Origin of the sequence: Shewanella aestuarii (assembly GCF_014647215.1) — a bacterium.
Lineage (GTDB): Bacteria > Pseudomonadota > Gammaproteobacteria > Enterobacterales > Shewanellaceae > Shewanella > Shewanella aestuarii.
This window is the reverse complement of sequence record NZ_BMOT01000004.1, coordinates 66,965-82,285: the sequence shown is the minus strand read 5'-3', so window position 1 is coordinate 82,285 and position 15,321 is coordinate 66,965. Positions and strand designations below refer to the sequence as shown.

Here is a 15,321-nt window from a genome sequence, read left to right as displayed (position 1 = left end):
TTCTTAAGCCCCACAAGTGATCTGCTTCACAATAGTCGCCAATTATCATGTTTTAAAATTACACAATACCTCGTTAGTGTGATCTGGGTTCGTACATTAGCATTAGCAAAGATTTAAAATTACTCATCGAATTTTTCTTGATGGTGATACAAATGGCAGGTGTTTCAAACCAAATAATAACCATTAAACGCGGCTTGGATGTGCCTATTGCAGGCGAGCCCATTCAGCAAGTGTTTGACGGTGAAAAAGCCACTACCGTAGCTTTATTAGGTGAAGAATATGTAGGTTTAAAACCTACCATGTTGGTCGAGGAAGGTGATCATGTCATCAAAGGGCAAGCGCTTTTTGAAGATAAGAAAACCCCAGGGATCAAATTTACTGCGCCAGCTAGCGGCAAAGTCAGCGCGATACAACGCGGTGAAAAGCGGGTTTTGCAAGCTGTGGTGATCGAATGCGATCAAGTGCAACAAGCGAAAAGCTTTACTTGCTATGATGACTTAAGCCAATTGTCTCGCCAGCAAGTGGTAGATAACTTAGTCGACAGCGGTTTATGGACGGCATTACGTACTCGGCCATTTTCTCGCGTGCCCCAGTTAGACAGTCAACCTGCGGGCATATTTGTCACCGCTATCGACACCAACCCACTTGCAGCTGATCCTCGCATTGTTATTGCTGAACAAAGCCAAGCCTTTGAAGCAGGTTTACAAGTGCTGAGTTATTTAACTGAAGGTCAGGTGTTTCTGTGTCAGGACGACCAAACCTGTTTACTCAGTGCAGAAGCTGCAGCTAAATTGACACAGGTCTCAGTTCATCAGTTCAATGGCGTTCATCCTGCTGGATTAGTCGGCACTCATATTCATTTCTTATTACCTGCTAGCGTTGAACGTCCGGTTTGGCATTTGGGTTATCAAGATGTCATAGCTTACGGCAAATTATTTTTGACCGGTGAGCTATATACCGATCGCGTAGTGGCTTTTTCTGGTCCTAACGTGCTTGAACCATGCTTAATTCGTACTCAATTAGGCGCACAACTCACGCCCATCGTTACAGATAAAATTAAAGACGTTCATTCTAGAGTGGTATCTGGCAGTGTGCTAAACGGCCATACCGCAGCAGGTGTATATGATTATTTAGGACGTTTCCATAATCAAATTTGTGTGTTGTCTGAAGATGACAAACACGAATTGTTACCTTGGGTGCGCAACGATAAAAATAAATTCAGCTTAACAGGCATTATGATGTCGGGCTTTAGCCGCACTAAAAAATTATTCGATTTCACCACCCATGCTGGTGGTTCTGCCCGCGCCATGATGGCATTTGGTCAGTTAGCACGGGTTATGCCGCTAGATATTTTACCTACCTTACTTATTCGTGACCTTGTGGTTCGTGATACCGATGAAGCTCAGTTATTAGGTGCACTGGAATTAGATGAGGAAGATCTTGCGCTATGCACCTTTGTTTGTCCCGGAAAGTATGATTTTGGTAAAGAATTACGTGCTTGCCTAGATATTATCGAGAGGGAAGGTTAATGAGTAAGCCAATTAAAAAACCGTCAACCCAAGACAAGTATTATGAGCACGGCGACTCGATGCGCAAATACTTACGTTCGTTATGGATTGCCCATGGTCGTAGCACCAAAGGACAGGTTCATGTAAGGGATGCGATTGATGTAAAACGTACTATGCATATTGTGGGTATGTGTTTATTACCTGCCGTTTTCTTTGGTATGTACAACATTGGTTTGCAGGCTCAACTGGCGATTATCGAAGGGGCAACCGCTCCAGCATCATGGCATTTAGCGATTTTCAATATGCTGTTTTCAGGCTTAACGTCTGAATCGGGTGTATTAAGTTTATTCGCATATGGTGCCAGCTTTTACGTACCCTTTTATCTGACTGCCTTACTGGTTAACTTATTCTGGGAAGTGATATTTTCCAGAATGCGTGGCCAGGAGTTACATGAAGGTTTCTTTATTACCGCGTTATTATTTTCGCTTATTTTACCTGTATCGACACCTTTGTGGATCATGGCGTTAGGCATTAGTTTTGGCGTTATTGTTGCCAAAGAAATGTTTGGCGGCATGGGATACAACTTCTTAAACCCAGCTTTAGCGGGGTATGCATTTATCTATTTTGCATATCCAACAGAAGTCGCTGCGATAAGCCAGTTTGTTGCGGTAGACGGTTATTCTGGGGCAACAACCTTAGGCTTAGCTGCAGCGAATAAAATTAGCTTTGCAGATGTGAGCTGGATTGGCGCATTAAGTGACCCATTATGGTGGGAAAACTTCTTTGGGTTTACTGTCGGTTCAATCGGTGAAACCAGCACGTTAGCTATTTTACTCGGTGGCGGCATCTTACTGATGACCCGCGTAGCAGATTGGCGTGTAGTTGCTGGGGTGTTATTGGGCATGATAGCCACGGCTATTTTGTTTAATTTATTTGGCCCTGCTAAAAATGCGATGGCAACCATGCCTTGGACTTGGCACTTAGTCACAGGTGGCTTTGCTATGGGGATGATGTTTATGGCAACAGACCCAGTAACGGCCTCATACACTCGCAATGCCAAATATGCCTATGGTGCATTGATTGGTTTTATGACGGTATTGATCAGAGTGCTTAACGTGAAACTGCCAGAAGGCGTTATGTTAGCCATTTTATTTGCCAACTTATGGGCACCGTTATTCGATTATCTGGTGGCGAGAGCCAACATCAAGCGGAGACTAAAACGCCATGGCCTTTAAAAAAGATTCAGTAGTGGGAACCATGGTTTTCATTATCAGCCTGAGTTTAGTGTGTTCTTTCATGATAACTGGCACAGCCGAGATTTTGAAAGAAAGAAAGCTGGTTAAAAAGCGCGATGAAGTACAACAGTTTGTGTTAAAAGCGGCGGGTGTTGAAAGCAATTCAGGTGATTTCCGTGAATTATTTGCCAACCGAGTACAAGCTAAACTTGTGGATTTAGAAAGCGGCCAGTTCATTGAGCAAGAGAATATTTTAGATTTTGATGGCCGTATGGCGGCGATTAATCCTGAAACCTCGCGCAAACCCAAAAAAGACACTGCCAAAATTAAAAGCCGTGCAGATCAAGTACGTATTTTTGAAGTGTTTGATGACCAAGGTAAGCTAAGCAGTATTGTTATGCCAATTTATGGTAAAGGTTTGTGGTCAATGATGTATGGCTACTTAGCGGTAGAGCCTGATCTAAACACCATTAAGAATATTGTGTTTTATGAACATGGTGAAACCCCAGGTATCGCTGATTTTGTGACCGACCCAGAATGGAATGCATTGTGGCAAGGTAAGAAACTCTTTGATGAAAAAGGCAAGATTGCTATCAAAGTGGTTAAAGGTGGTGCCAAAGCGGGTGATGTACACGGTGTTGATGGCGTTTCAGGTGCCACTAGAACGGGTGTCGGTATTCAAAAAGCGGTTGAGTTCTGGTTTGGTGTTGAAGGTTATCAAAACTTTTTACACACATTTGCCAAAACGGAGGTGAAGTAAATGAGTCGGTCAACTTCTACAAAAGACATACTAACTTCGCCAATTTTTGCGAATAACCCTGTTGCTATGCAGGTGTTAGGTGTGTGTTCAGCCCTTGCGGTCAGTAACTCAATGCAAACCGCATTAGTGATGACCCTTGCGGTAACATTCGTGTTGGTATTTTCTAATTTGATTATTTCAACCATCCGCAACTTTATTCCAAACAGTGTGCGCATTATTGCGCAAATGACGGTGATAGCCTCTTTGGTCATTATCGTGGATATGGTGCTACAAGATGTGGCGTATGAGCTGTCAAAACAGTTATCTGTTTTTGTAAGCTTGATCATCACTAACTGTATCATCATGGGGCGCGCGGAAGCATTTGCGATGAAATACCCGCCGCATTTGGCATTTGTCGATGCTGTTGGTAATGCCATGGGGTATGGCGTCATCTTACTTGGGGTTGCCTTTGTGCGTGAGCTATTAGGTAGAGGCTCACTCTTCGGCCATGAGATATTTACCACGGTAGCGAATGATGGTTGGTATTTACCTAACGAAATGTTCACTTTACCACCGAGCGCTTTCTTCTTGATTGGTGTGATGATTTGGGCCATTAACGTTGTTCAGCGTAAGCGAGGATAAGCATGGAACACTATATTAATCTATTTATCCAAGCAGCTTTTATAGACAACATGGCGCTGTCGTTTTTCTTGGGTATGTGTACGTTTTTAGCGGTATCAAAAAAGGTCTCCACCTCTTTTGGTTTGGGTATTGCTGTGATTGTGGTCATGATGCTAGCCGTGCCAATTAACCAGCTCATTTATGTCAATGTGCTTGCGCCTGGTGCGCTGGCATGGGCTGGAATGGCAGATCTTGATATCAGCTATTTACAGTTAATTACCTTCATCGGTGTGATTGCAGCATTAGTACAAATTTTAGAGATGTTCTTAGAAAGGTACATCCCAACTTTGTACCAGAGCCTAGGTATTTTCTTACCTCTATTGACGGTTAACTGTGCGATTTTTGCAGGGGTGATCTTTATGGCTAACCGCGATTATAACTTAGCTGAATCAACCGTGTTTGCTGCGGGCAGTGCAGTGGGCTGGGCTGTGGCGATTGTATTATTGGCGGGATTGCGGGAACGGATGAAGTTCAACGCAATTCCAGAAGGCCTGCAAGGTATTGGTATTACCTTCATTACCACAGGTTTGATGGCATTAGGTTTTATGTCTTTCGCTGGCATTACGCTGTAAAGCATTGGGAAACAGCATATGAATTCCTTACAGCAGAATGACAGATTAATGAGAAGGTGCATTTAATGGAAATGGCAATTGGTATTGGCATGTTTACCATAGTGGTAAGCCTGCTAGTGATGGTGATTTTAGTCGCCAAAAGTAAATTAGTGAACACAGGTGCTGTGACCATCGGCATAAATGATGATGAGTCAAAGGCTGTTCGCACCCCAGCGGGAGATAAACTGCTGGGCGCATTAGCGGGGAATAATATCTTTATTCCTTCGGCCTGCGGCGGCGGTGGTACTTGTGGGCAATGTCGTGTCACCGTAAAGTCTGGTGGCGGCGATATTCTTGCTACAGAGCTTGAACATATTACCAAAAAAGAAGCCAAAGAAGGTTGTCGTCTGGCTTGTCAGGTCGCGGTACGTAGCGACATGGAGTTGGAAATCGATGAAGAAATCTTTGGCGTGAAAAAGTGGGAGTGTGAGGTTATATCAAACAATAACCAAGCGACTTTCATTAAAGAATTACTGCTTAAAGTGCCTGAGGGTGAAGAGGTACTCTTTAAAGCGGGTGGGTATATTCAAATTGAAGCACCAGCGCATGAAGTCCGCTATGCTGATTTTGATATTCCAGCTGAGTACCGTGATGATTGGGAAAAATACGATTTATTCAAACTCGTATCAAAGGTTGATGAAGACGTATTACGAGCTTATTCAATGGCAAACTATCCCGATGAAAAAGGTCGGATCATGTTGAATGTGCGTATTGCTACGCCGCCATCTGATGATTTACCACCGGGCAAAATGTCATCGTATATCTTTAATTTAAAAGCCGGCGACAAGGTGATTATTTCAGGTCCATTTGGTGAGTTCTTTGTCAAAGAAACCGATGCCGAAATGGTTTTTGTTGGTGGTGGTGCGGGTATGGCCCCCATGCGTTCGCACATTTTTAATCAGTTGAAACGGGTTAAAACCACACGCAAAATGACCTTCTGGTATGGTGCTCGTTCAAAGCGTGAAATTTTCTATAAAGAAGATTTTGATATGCTGGCGGCTGAAAATGATAATTTTGAATGGCACGTTGCTCTGTCAGATCCATTACCTGAAGATAATTGGACTGGTTATACGGGCTTTATTCATAATGTATTATTTGAGAACTACCTTAAAAACCATAAGTCACCAGAGGACTGTGAGTTTTATATGTGTGGCCCTCCAATCATGAACTCATCGGTTATTGGGTTATTGGAAAGTCTAGGTGTTGAGTCAGAAAACATTCTTCTTGATGACTTTGGTGACTAAGGCCACATACAGACGCTAGCATCGCCAGTTAAATAGCACAAAAAAGGGAAAGCATAGCTTTCCCTTTTTTTATATCGTTGAATCAGATCTTTACCTAAAGTGCTGCCGGGAGTTTTCCGTTAGCATTAACCTAGACGTTTAGAAAAATCTAAGTAGCGCATAACTTCACCTTCGGGGAAAGTGAGTTCGTCACCATCCTGGTGGCTGGATAATAGGTTCTCTCTAGCGTAACGCTTAATTGTGGCAGGGCTTTTATCTAAAATTTTGCACACTTCTTCAAGGGTTAATAATTTATCGCTCATTGTGTTCTCCGGCAGTAAATATTACTCGATGTTTGTTTTTTATTAGTATAGACAATCTGCAATGAAACGTTGGGAAATGCGTTATTGATGCAAGGTTTTATTATCAATAATGGCCAGAGGTGGCATGGCTGTTTGAGCGTATTCAAACATGGCTTTGGCAACGTCAGTGGCATGAATAGGTTTGTATTTCAGTAAAGGGCCGATAAAAAATAATGACGTAAAAGCGAATAGCCATTGGCCAATTTGCTCTGCTGGGCGGCTTTCTTCTCGTTGGCCTATTAATAAACTGGGCTGAAAAATATGTAAATGAGGCAAGTGTAACTGTGTCAGTTGTTGCTCCATTTCACCTTTAACTCGATTATAAAAAATACTGGATTTTGGGCTTGCATCAAGGGCGCTTATTACTTGAAAAACCAGTTTTGGGTGTTGTTGTTTATGCACCAGTTTTGCAAAGGCCAGTACGCCCAGCTTATCAACCTCAATAAAGGCTTGTTGGCTTCCAGCTTGCTTGATTGTGGTACCTAGGCAACAAAAGGCGTGGTCGACTGTGTCTGGCAGTTCAATTTCATGCAGTTCATCTAACTGACATGCAATGTAGTGGAGTTTTTCCTCGCCCCAATGATGCGCGGCAAGTTGGGGTTTAGCGCGCCCCAGTACATAGACTTTTTGATAAATTTCGCTGTCTAGTAATAACTCTAGTAACGATTTTCCGACTAACCCTGTTGCGCCTACGATCGCAGCTATCATTTATGACACCTTTAGAAAACAATCTCACTTAACTGTATCTAGCTAATGAATCAGTTGCAATCAAAGGATTGAAAGAAGTCGGTTTTCTTTTTATTGCTTATCTATGGCATAGTATTTCTTAGCTAAAACTCAGCATTTTTCAAGGACCGACAATGTCAGATGAACACATTCCGCTAAACGATTTTATTGAATATTCCCAAGATGAAATGTTAGCTAGGGCGCAAGATAATTATCAACAGGTAAAACGCCGTCATTCGATTCGTAAGTTTTCCAACCGTCCCGTGCCCCAAGCCATTATTGAACAATGTATTTTGGCCGCCGGTACAGCACCTAATGGTGCTAATCATCAGCCATGGCATTTTGTTGCCATTAAAAGTCCTGAGATTAAAGCGCAAATTCGCGAACAAGCAGAAGCATTAGAGCAGGCTTTTTATGCAGGGCGAGCGGGTGAAGAATGGCTTGATGCTTTAAAACCCTTAGGTACCAATGCCAGTAAGCCTTACCTAGAACATGCGCCTTGGTTAATTGCTATTTTTAGCCAAAAACGTAAAGAAGAACAGGGTGAGCAAAAAACAAATTATTATGTGCATGAGTCGGTGGGTATCGCGACCGGTTTTTTAATTCAAGCATTGCATCATGCTGGCCTTGCCACCTTAACGCATACCCCAAAACCTATGAGTTTTTTATCTAAAATTTGTGGCCGAGATAATGACAATGAACGCCCATATATGTTGATTATTGCAGGGTATCCCGCTGAGGATGCGACAGTGCCTTTACATGCATTAGATAAAAAAGCACTGGATCAGATTTGTGAGTTTATTTAGTTTTCAATATGAAAGCGTGTGACTGAAAACCATGCAATGGCGGCTGTTATAGCGCCTTTTTTATGCTATGTTTTTTGAGGATTGTTAAAAGCTCAGCAAGGCTTTTAACAATGACATCCGCTAAGTGTTGATAGTGAGTATCAATACCATGATTAATAAAGCATGCAATCATGCCTGCATTATTTGCCGCTTGGATATCATACAAATAATCACCGACATAGATGAGGTTTTTGGGATGTATTTGCCATAGTTCCGCAACGGCGTTCAACGCGTCCGGTGCGGGTTTTGCGGGGTAGCATTCGCGGGTGAGAACAATATCTATGTTGATATTGTTTTGCTTTAATTTCATTTCACTGGCTGTTTTACTGTTACGTGTCACAATCGCGCAAGGTAAATTTTGGCGATTAATGTAGTTTAATAGTTCACCCATGCCAGTGAGCGCCTTTGCTGTGTTGGCATCGCTATTTTCATGTTGAAGCACAATCTCATTCGCTTGCTGCTGAGTAATAGGGCAAGTTATTTGGTCGATAAAGGTTAATAAATCTAGATCGGCTGGGCAGCCTATTTGTTGCTTTATAAGGGCAAAGTCTAAACTGGACTCGACTAATGTTCCGTCTAGATCAAAAATAATACCGTGGATCATAGGGGCAATTAACCTTATTGTTCAAATGCGACAGTATGTAAATCAATACTAAAGCCGCCTTGTTGTTTGTCTGCGATCAAGATGCCCACTTGTTTCACTTTGGCAAAGTCTAGCGCAGGACCATTTTGAATGGTGCGTCCACGAAAGCCAATACGGAAATCATCAATTGTAAAGATGTGTTCACTGATCTCACCATCCAGTGTAGTAAACTCCGCAATAAATGCTTCGCCAAATTGTAATGCGGCTGTTTTTAATCTCAGTTGATAGCGTTTGCCATCACCTTTAACAATTAGCTTACAGCGTATGGTGTCAGGAATGTCACCTATAACATTAAATTGAGTTGAGGCGAAGCCACCGTTATTATCGAGTGACACTAAGCCGCTAAAATTAACCGCGTTGTTATTGATACTGATCCGGCTTGAAGATAGGCCACCCATCACGGTATCGTTATTGATTTGGATCTGACGTAAATCGAAGTCTTTGGCAAAATTTAATCTCATGGTTTCCTCATTCGATAAGTTAGCCGCCAATGCAGTGTGGCAGAAAATACAAAAAATACTGGCACTGATAAATTTTATCATGGTTGTTCTCATTAAAAAAAAGGCTTATCTGGGTCAGAGATAAGCCTAAAGGGTTTTACAGAGAAAAAGTGGATGAACAAACTACATTACGTTGAAGTCATCTAAAAGGATCACACTAAAAGGTGCGCCGCCACCAACATTGTCAACCGCCGCCACACCATATACGCCAGCAGCGTCTAAAGTGACTTCTAATGGGCCAATGGCAACATCTTTAGTATTCGCCACTGTAACACTGATGGTATAAGTGCCTGGGGTCACGCTAATGCTGCCAGATGATGCTTTAAATGGCACATCTTCAAGGGCAGGGCTTGCCTCGCTGATATCTGCTGATGCCGTGAGGTAAATATCCACTTCAGGTGCTGAGTAAGCTGCATGAGTTACGGTAAGTTTTGCTTCAGTCGCAACACGTCTGGTGTTGTCCATTAAAACTAAGGGTTCAATCATACTGTCTGATAATGAACCTACCGCTAGGGTGCTATAACTCATGCCTAGGGTTAAATCGACCTCAGCCTCATCAATAACAACCACACTGTTATCAGCATCTGCTGCGACAGTCACTGTGTGCGCGCCTTCTGCTACATTGACATATCCAGCGATTTCCCCAAATTCCAACATGTCTACAGCGGGAGTTGTACTGCCATCAAGGAACACATCTACTGCAGGTGCATCAGCAACCGCATGAACAACACGTAAATCAGCGCCACTATTGATGTCATTTAATATTACCTGGCCTTCTGGTAGTGCCACATGAAGCGCTACAGGTGACATTCCTGACCAGGTATTTGGGATCGCGCTGATAAAGTAGTCTTGCATGTCAGCCAATGACACAGTACCTGAATCGTATACAACGTCTTTCATTCCAGCGGCTGTGATACGGATTTGGTAATCTCCGGCAGCGACTTCAAGTTGCGGACTGGCATCCATGTAATCGGCTGAAAGTGTTGCAGACATACTGCTGATATCATCGCCAGGTGCTGTTACATAAACATCAACTAATCCAACAGCTGGAGAGGCATGAAGTACCTGTACTCTTGAATAACCACTGGCGATCTCTGCCATCGGGTTTTGTATCAGCTTTAGCATTAAGCTTTCATCTGCAACCTTGCCTAATGCGACAGCGGTATATTCCATTTTATCTTCAGCGACTAACTGTGCTTCAAGCACTGTGGCGGTTGAACCATCAGCTAAAATGGCATCGACATCAATATCAAAGGTTGCTGAGTTGACTTCAAGTAAGCCACTGGACACTGCGTAGTCGACATCGGCAAGCAATTCAGCACCATTGGCCATGATGTTCACCATTGGAGCATCGCTGCCAGCATGAATGACTCGGACATGGGAAAGTTCTACTGGCGCAGGTGTCGGAGTGACTTGTTCTGCAGCATTATCATCATCTGAACAAGCAGTTAAACCAAGCATTGATACGCATAACGCAAAAGGATAAATCCGTTTCATTTGAGTAATTCCTCGTAGAGTAATGTGACCATTTTGAATACGGGAAGATTTTTTTAGCGGTTCACAAAAAACTAACAAATAAATTAATTTTATTTATTAATCATCCTAAATGACTGATTTTTAATTTAATGTGTTTAATATTTTTTAAGGTGATTGAGTCATTTACGGTTTGCGCCTATGATGTTTGCCATTATGGAACAACAAAAATCACTTAATTTGTCATCTTCTCCCGCTGTCATCCAATATCGTGTTGCCTCAATAAATTTGTTTAACTTTATTGCGCCACCTAATGCCTACTACGATTTTGAAAACATTTATAGTAAGCAACAATGGCAGAAAAAGTGTGCCTGGATCAGCGATTTTATGCTGGTAAATCAACCTGACATAATCGGTTTCCAAGAGGTGTTTAGTCCGGATGAGTTACAGGCATTATTGCGACCATTAGGCTATAAACATTTTGCGGTACTAGATGAGCCGCAGATAGAAAGCGACTATGTTTATCGTCATCCCGTAGTCGCATTAGCTTCACGTTATCCGATCATTGAAATGGACAATGTGACAGTGGATCCGGCCGCTTGTGAAGCGTTAGGGCTAGCGCAGTTTACATTTAGCCGCCAACCTTTGCGTGCGACCATTGATTTACCCCAATTTGGCCCATGTGATTGTTATGTAATTCATTTAAAGTCTAAACGCAGTGGTTTTGATAAAGAGGATTTAGCCCACTCTGGCTCGTCAGGTGCGGCTGACTTTATCGCAAGGCAAGTATTAGGACGTTGGGCATCCAGTTTACAGCGAGGAAACGAAGCAACATTACTGTGCCATCAAATGCTAGTTCGGCGCCATTTGAAAGGTCATCCATTTATCTTAATGGGCGATTTTAATGATAAATTACACAGTGATTTACTGGCTGCGTTTCATCAAAATTTACGGGTTTATCGAAGTGATATTGAAGACAAACAGTTAGCGGGTTTAAGTGAGCAGCAATTATTTGCCGAATTAAATCAATGTCGTCTTTATGATAGCTATGAGTTACATAAAGCGACCAGCAAATGTAATGTCAGTTTGGCTTCCGATGAAGATGAGTCGACAAGCTTTGCTGAGCATTCAGCCGTTAGTTCACGGCAAGCAACCCATTATTATGGCAGCGAAGGCTCTGTATTAGATTATATTTTGGTATCCAGTGAGTTTGACCCTAAACAATTGAAAAACTTAGCCCACATAGAAGATTATCAAACCTTTGATCGGCATTTAGTTCGCCCTGATTTTGAGCGTGACAGCGACAGTACCGATCATGCCCCGATTATGATGACATTCAGCTTACGTTAATTAATTTTCCCATGAATTTTGCCATTGAGTTTGGCCGGAAAACTATAAAAATGGCCAGTAATTACTGGCCATTTTTTATCGAGAACGATGCGTCTATCGAGTTAGCTGTTGTTTAATGTTTATGCAACGATACTCATTTTGACGGGTTTCTAATAAGGCGCGGCGGGTGAGTTTAGACAATCCTGTTTGGGTATTGAGCACCTGATCTATCATGGAAATATTATCCGTTGAACAAGCCTCAGGGATCAATGCTTGGGTATAGCTGCGCATAAATACTGGGCCTTTTTTATCAAGCTCGATGAGCTCTGCTAAACGTTGCTCGGCAGTCGCTGCGCTAAGCAAGTTTTGCTCTGAAGGGTACAAATTAAACATGGCAACCCGTAATTTAGAAAATGGCACAGCTTCGTTGTGCGCAATGGTATTAAGCCATTGGCGTTTAAGCTGAGAATGTGGGCGAATCACCTCTGCGGCTAATGCCGCTTTTTCCCCTGAATCTGAGTTATCTTTGGCTTTTTCTCGCATTAATAAGTGATTGGCATTGCCATAATCAAAGCGGTTAAGTTGTTTGATAATATCCCAACGTAAATCTTGGTCTAAAGTTAACCCTTTGATCTTTGTTTTGCCTATCAATAATTGTTCAAGGTGGGATAAGGATGCCGCTTGAGATGAGAAGTGGATGTATGCGGCAAACCAACGACGTTGGAAGTCACTGTTTTGATGATGCTCCATTGCCATACGTAAACTCATTTGGCTTAACGCGCGGCTCACTTTTTCATTGTATTGCTTGTGAGTCGGTTGCATTAAATCAAGCATTGTTTTCGCTCGATAAAGGTTGGAAATAACCTGTCCCAAAATGGTGTAATCTTGCTCAAGCGGCGCATTAATCAGCGCCACATTGATAAAATCATTCAGCGGTGCCTGACCTTCAACTACGCTGTCCCACATACTTTGCCATAGCATTGAACGCAGTAATGGGTCATTCACTTTGTTGAGTGATTGTTTAGCGGTATTTGTTGATCGCTTATCTAGATTTACCTTTACAAAGCCCCAATCATCTATGTTTGGATACACCAAGTCTGGGCAGGCTTCACCTACTAATTCAGGTACTTCTGTGTGCTCACCTTTGTAAGTTACAATTGCTGTCTGGTGATTATCTAAGCCATGGCGGCGTTGATAAAGTAAGCCTATTTTCACTTTTTGCTGGCGCAATGTGGGAAACTCGTCACTGACAGGACGTTGCACTAGTTGGAATTCACTGATGACCCCATTAGCACACATATATTCAGCTTGAATACTGTTTACACCGGCTTTGTATAACCACTCTTGAGTCCATTGGCTGAGGTCTAGATTACTGGCTTTAGCCAAGCTGCCAATAAAATCATCTAATTCGGCATTTTGATAACTGAATTTGGTTAGATATTGCTGCACACCTTGTCGGAATGTTTCTTCACCGAGTAAGTGGCGTAATTGCTTTAAGGTTGATGCGCCTTTTTGGTAGGTAATAGCATCTATGTTATCAAACGCATTTTGGGTGGTTGCAACTGGGACTTCTATCGGGTGAGTCGTTACCAGTGAATCTAACTCGTAAGCGCGCTGTTTGCCTGAAGCGTAAAAGGTGCGCCAAGCATGACTGAACTCGGTGGCTTCGGCAGTAGCAAGTGTCCCCATAAAGGCTGCAAAGCTCTCATTCAGCCATAAACCATTCCACCATTTCATGGTGACTAAGTCGCCAAACCATTGGTGCGCCATTTCATGCATGATAACGCCCGCTAAGCGTTCTTTTTGCGAGGCGGTCATTTTGGCATTAAACAGAAATCTATCTTCAGCAAAGGTAATGGCTGCAGCATTTTCCATTGCGCCATACAAAAAATCAGGGACTAAAACTTGATCGTACTTTTTAAAAGGATAAGGAATACCAAAATAGCGATCGAAGAAATAAAGGCCCTGTTTGGTATAGTGGAACCAGTCTTCTGGAGTGACTTGTTCAGTGACCGATTGACGCGAGAAAAGGCGCATTGGATAAGGGCCTGTATCATCTTGCCAAACATGGTATGGACCCGCATGCAGTGAAAAATTATATGGGCTTAATTTAGGTGTTGCTGGAAATGCCCATAAATTATTATTGCCGTCAGGGGTAATGCTCGACTCGCGCATTGCGCTAATCACATGCCAATCTTTAGGGGCTTGAACCGTTAATTGAAATGTCGCTTTCAAATCAGGTTGATCAAACACTGCAAACATTTGCTGAGCCGCTGCTGGTTCAAAATGCGAGTAAAGATAGACTTTGCCATCAACCGGGTCGACAAATCTATGCAGGCCTTCACCATTAGTGCTGTGTTCTCGGGTAAATTCAATTTCAATACTGTTTAAACCAGACTGTAACAAGGACGGACTTAAGGTGATGTAACTGCCGTTGTAATTCGGGTAGATTTTAGTACCGTTTACTAGCATGGATAAAATATTGGCTTTGTTTAAATCGAGAGTGAGGTTTTTAGCTGTGCCAGTGAGGTCAAAGTTGACCACAGATTTTGCTCGAAATTGACTCTGCTCACTGAGAAAAAACGTCAGTTGATAATCGACATTGGTGATCACCCGAGAGCGTTCACTTGCTTGAAATTGGCTAATATAAGGAGAATTATCTCTTTGGCTTGCAGTGGTAGATGAAGTGCTCATACAGCCAGATAAAGTAGATGCCAATAAGCCGATGCTGGCCAGTGTTAATATCGAAGAGTGTCGCAATTTCACGTAAGTGTTCCCTAACAGCGGTAATAAAAGTCGTTAAAACATAAAAAGCCGACACGAATGTCGGCTTATAAATAATGCTTGGTGTGTTACATGCCTAAAAAGGATTTAGATCGGGTTTTACGAATTTCTTTTTCGTCCGACCACTCAATTAAGCCGGTTTCTAAATCCATTAAACGCATAGTCATTTTGTAGTACACATCTGTAGTGCTCCCATCTTGCTTGACGATGCTAGATAAGTTGCCATAAAGCATGTACTGAGCGCCTATTTGGCGGCCAAATTTAATGGCGGTAGTTGGGTCAACCATACCGGCATTGTTTTGATAATCTAATTGCTTACGAACAGCATCCACTTTAGTCATATCAATAAAGCGGAATTTACCTGAGCGTAATAGTTTATTACTAATGCTGTCTGTTACCGATTCGGTATCTATGTGTTCAGAAGTTTTATTTTTAATTTTATCGACAAAAATGATTGGACGATCATTTTGTGTCATGGCAATCACAGGTGGAAAGGTCAACATGCTATCAACCATTTTAGCAGTAATGGCTTGTAAATCGGTTGAACCAAAGTTTTCATTAACGGTTTCAACTTCAGTAGCATCGCCGTACTCTACTTTCGATTGACATGCCGCTAAACCTAGCACGGCAGCAAGAACAAATATTAGTTTCATTGGTTTCAT

At 42.4% G+C, this 15,321-nt stretch carries 15 protein-coding genes; 8 read left to right on the top strand and 7 right to left on the bottom strand.

Annotated features, from left to right (window positions below; all coding sequences use genetic code 11):
* The first annotated feature begins 152 nt into the window (after positions 1 to 152).
* From IEY03_RS07810 to nqrF, 6 genes are all read left to right on the top strand, one after another.
* Positions 153 to 1,529 carry a Na(+)-translocating NADH-quinone reductase subunit A gene (locus IEY03_RS07810; RefSeq protein WP_188840801.1) on the top strand — a complete coding sequence of 459 codons (1,377 nt, stop codon included), beginning with the start codon at positions 153 to 155 and terminating at the stop codon, positions 1,527 to 1,529.
* Positions 1,529 to 2,743 (top strand): NADH:ubiquinone reductase (Na(+)-transporting) subunit B, encoded by a 1,215-nt coding sequence (locus IEY03_RS07805; RefSeq protein ID WP_188840800.1) that lies wholly within the window; start codon positions 1,529 to 1,531, stop codon positions 2,741 to 2,743. Before IEY03_RS07810 ends, IEY03_RS07805 begins: the two co-directional genes overlap by 1 nt.
* Positions 2,733 to 3,503, top strand: coding sequence for a Na(+)-translocating NADH-quinone reductase subunit C (locus IEY03_RS07800; RefSeq protein WP_188840799.1), 771 nt, complete (start codon positions 2,733 to 2,735; stop codon positions 3,501 to 3,503). The genes IEY03_RS07805 and IEY03_RS07800 overlap by 11 nt, the downstream gene beginning before the upstream one ends.
* On the top strand, positions 3,504 to 4,124 hold the full coding sequence (locus IEY03_RS07795; RefSeq protein WP_188840798.1) for an NADH:ubiquinone reductase (Na(+)-transporting) subunit D: 621 nt from the start codon (positions 3,504 to 3,506) through the stop codon (positions 4,122 to 4,124).
* 2 nt (positions 4,125 to 4,126) lie between these two features.
* Positions 4,127 to 4,735 carry an NADH:ubiquinone reductase (Na(+)-transporting) subunit E gene (nqrE, locus tag IEY03_RS07790; RefSeq protein WP_188840797.1) on the top strand — a complete coding sequence of 203 codons (609 nt, stop codon included), beginning with the start codon at positions 4,127 to 4,129 and terminating at the stop codon, positions 4,733 to 4,735.
* Between the two features lie 65 nt (positions 4,736 to 4,800).
* Positions 4,801 to 6,018, top strand: coding sequence for an NADH:ubiquinone reductase (Na(+)-transporting) subunit F (nqrF, locus tag IEY03_RS07785; RefSeq protein ID WP_188840796.1), 1,218 nt, complete (start codon positions 4,801 to 4,803; stop codon positions 6,016 to 6,018).
* A 125-nt stretch (positions 6,019 to 6,143) separates the two neighbouring features.
* Here the strand turns inward: nqrF and IEY03_RS07780 are convergent, their stop codons facing one another.
* A complete protein-coding gene (locus IEY03_RS07780) occupies positions 6,144 to 6,320 on the bottom strand; it encodes a helix-turn-helix domain-containing protein (protein WP_188840795.1) in 177 nt (58 codons plus the stop codon).
* Positions 6,321 to 6,401: 81 nt separating this feature from the next.
* Positions 6,402 to 7,067 (bottom strand): SDR family oxidoreductase, encoded by a 666-nt coding sequence (locus IEY03_RS07775; RefSeq protein ID WP_188840794.1) that lies wholly within the window; start codon positions 7,065 to 7,067, stop codon positions 6,402 to 6,404.
* A gap of 152 nt (positions 7,068 to 7,219) precedes the next feature.
* Between IEY03_RS07775 and IEY03_RS07770 the strand changes: the two genes are divergently transcribed.
* Entirely contained in the window at positions 7,220 to 7,891 is a 672-nt protein-coding gene (locus tag IEY03_RS07770; RefSeq protein WP_188840793.1) for a nitroreductase family protein, read from the top strand.
* Positions 7,892 to 7,937: 46 nt separating this feature from the next.
* On the opposite strand, the gene IEY03_RS07765 is transcribed toward IEY03_RS07770, so the two are convergent.
* The 3 genes from IEY03_RS07765 to IEY03_RS07755 all read right to left on the bottom strand — a co-directional run bounded on the left by IEY03_RS07765 (position 7,938) and on the right by IEY03_RS07755 (position 10,570).
* Positions 7,938 to 8,534 (bottom strand): HAD family hydrolase, encoded by a 597-nt coding sequence (locus IEY03_RS07765; protein ID WP_188840792.1) that lies wholly within the window; start codon positions 8,532 to 8,534, stop codon positions 7,938 to 7,940.
* 14 nt (positions 8,535 to 8,548) lie between these two features.
* Positions 8,549 to 9,115 carry a CIA30 family protein gene (locus tag IEY03_RS07760; protein ID WP_188840791.1) on the bottom strand — a complete coding sequence of 189 codons (567 nt, stop codon included), beginning with the start codon at positions 9,113 to 9,115 and terminating at the stop codon, positions 8,549 to 8,551.
* Between the two features lie 81 nt (positions 9,116 to 9,196).
* Positions 9,197 to 10,570 (bottom strand): DUF4397 domain-containing protein, encoded by a 1,374-nt coding sequence (locus tag IEY03_RS07755; protein WP_188840790.1) that lies wholly within the window; start codon positions 10,568 to 10,570, stop codon positions 9,197 to 9,199.
* A 177-nt stretch (positions 10,571 to 10,747) separates the two neighbouring features.
* Between IEY03_RS07755 and IEY03_RS07750 the strand changes: the two genes are divergently transcribed.
* Positions 10,748 to 11,896, top strand: a complete 1,149-nt coding sequence (locus tag IEY03_RS07750; protein ID WP_229778234.1) for an endonuclease/exonuclease/phosphatase family protein — start codon at positions 10,748 to 10,750, stop codon at positions 11,894 to 11,896.
* A gap of 93 nt (positions 11,897 to 11,989) precedes the next feature.
* Here IEY03_RS07750 and pepN read toward each other — a convergent pair whose 3' ends face one another.
* On the bottom strand, positions 11,990 to 14,569 hold the full coding sequence (pepN, locus tag IEY03_RS07745; RefSeq protein ID WP_188840970.1) for an aminopeptidase N: 2,580 nt from the start codon (positions 14,567 to 14,569) through the stop codon (positions 11,990 to 11,992).
* A 158-nt stretch (positions 14,570 to 14,727) separates the two neighbouring features.
* Positions 14,728 to 15,321 (bottom strand): penicillin-binding protein activator LpoB, encoded by a 594-nt coding sequence (gene lpoB, locus IEY03_RS07740; RefSeq protein ID WP_188840789.1) that lies wholly within the window; start codon positions 15,319 to 15,321, stop codon positions 14,728 to 14,730.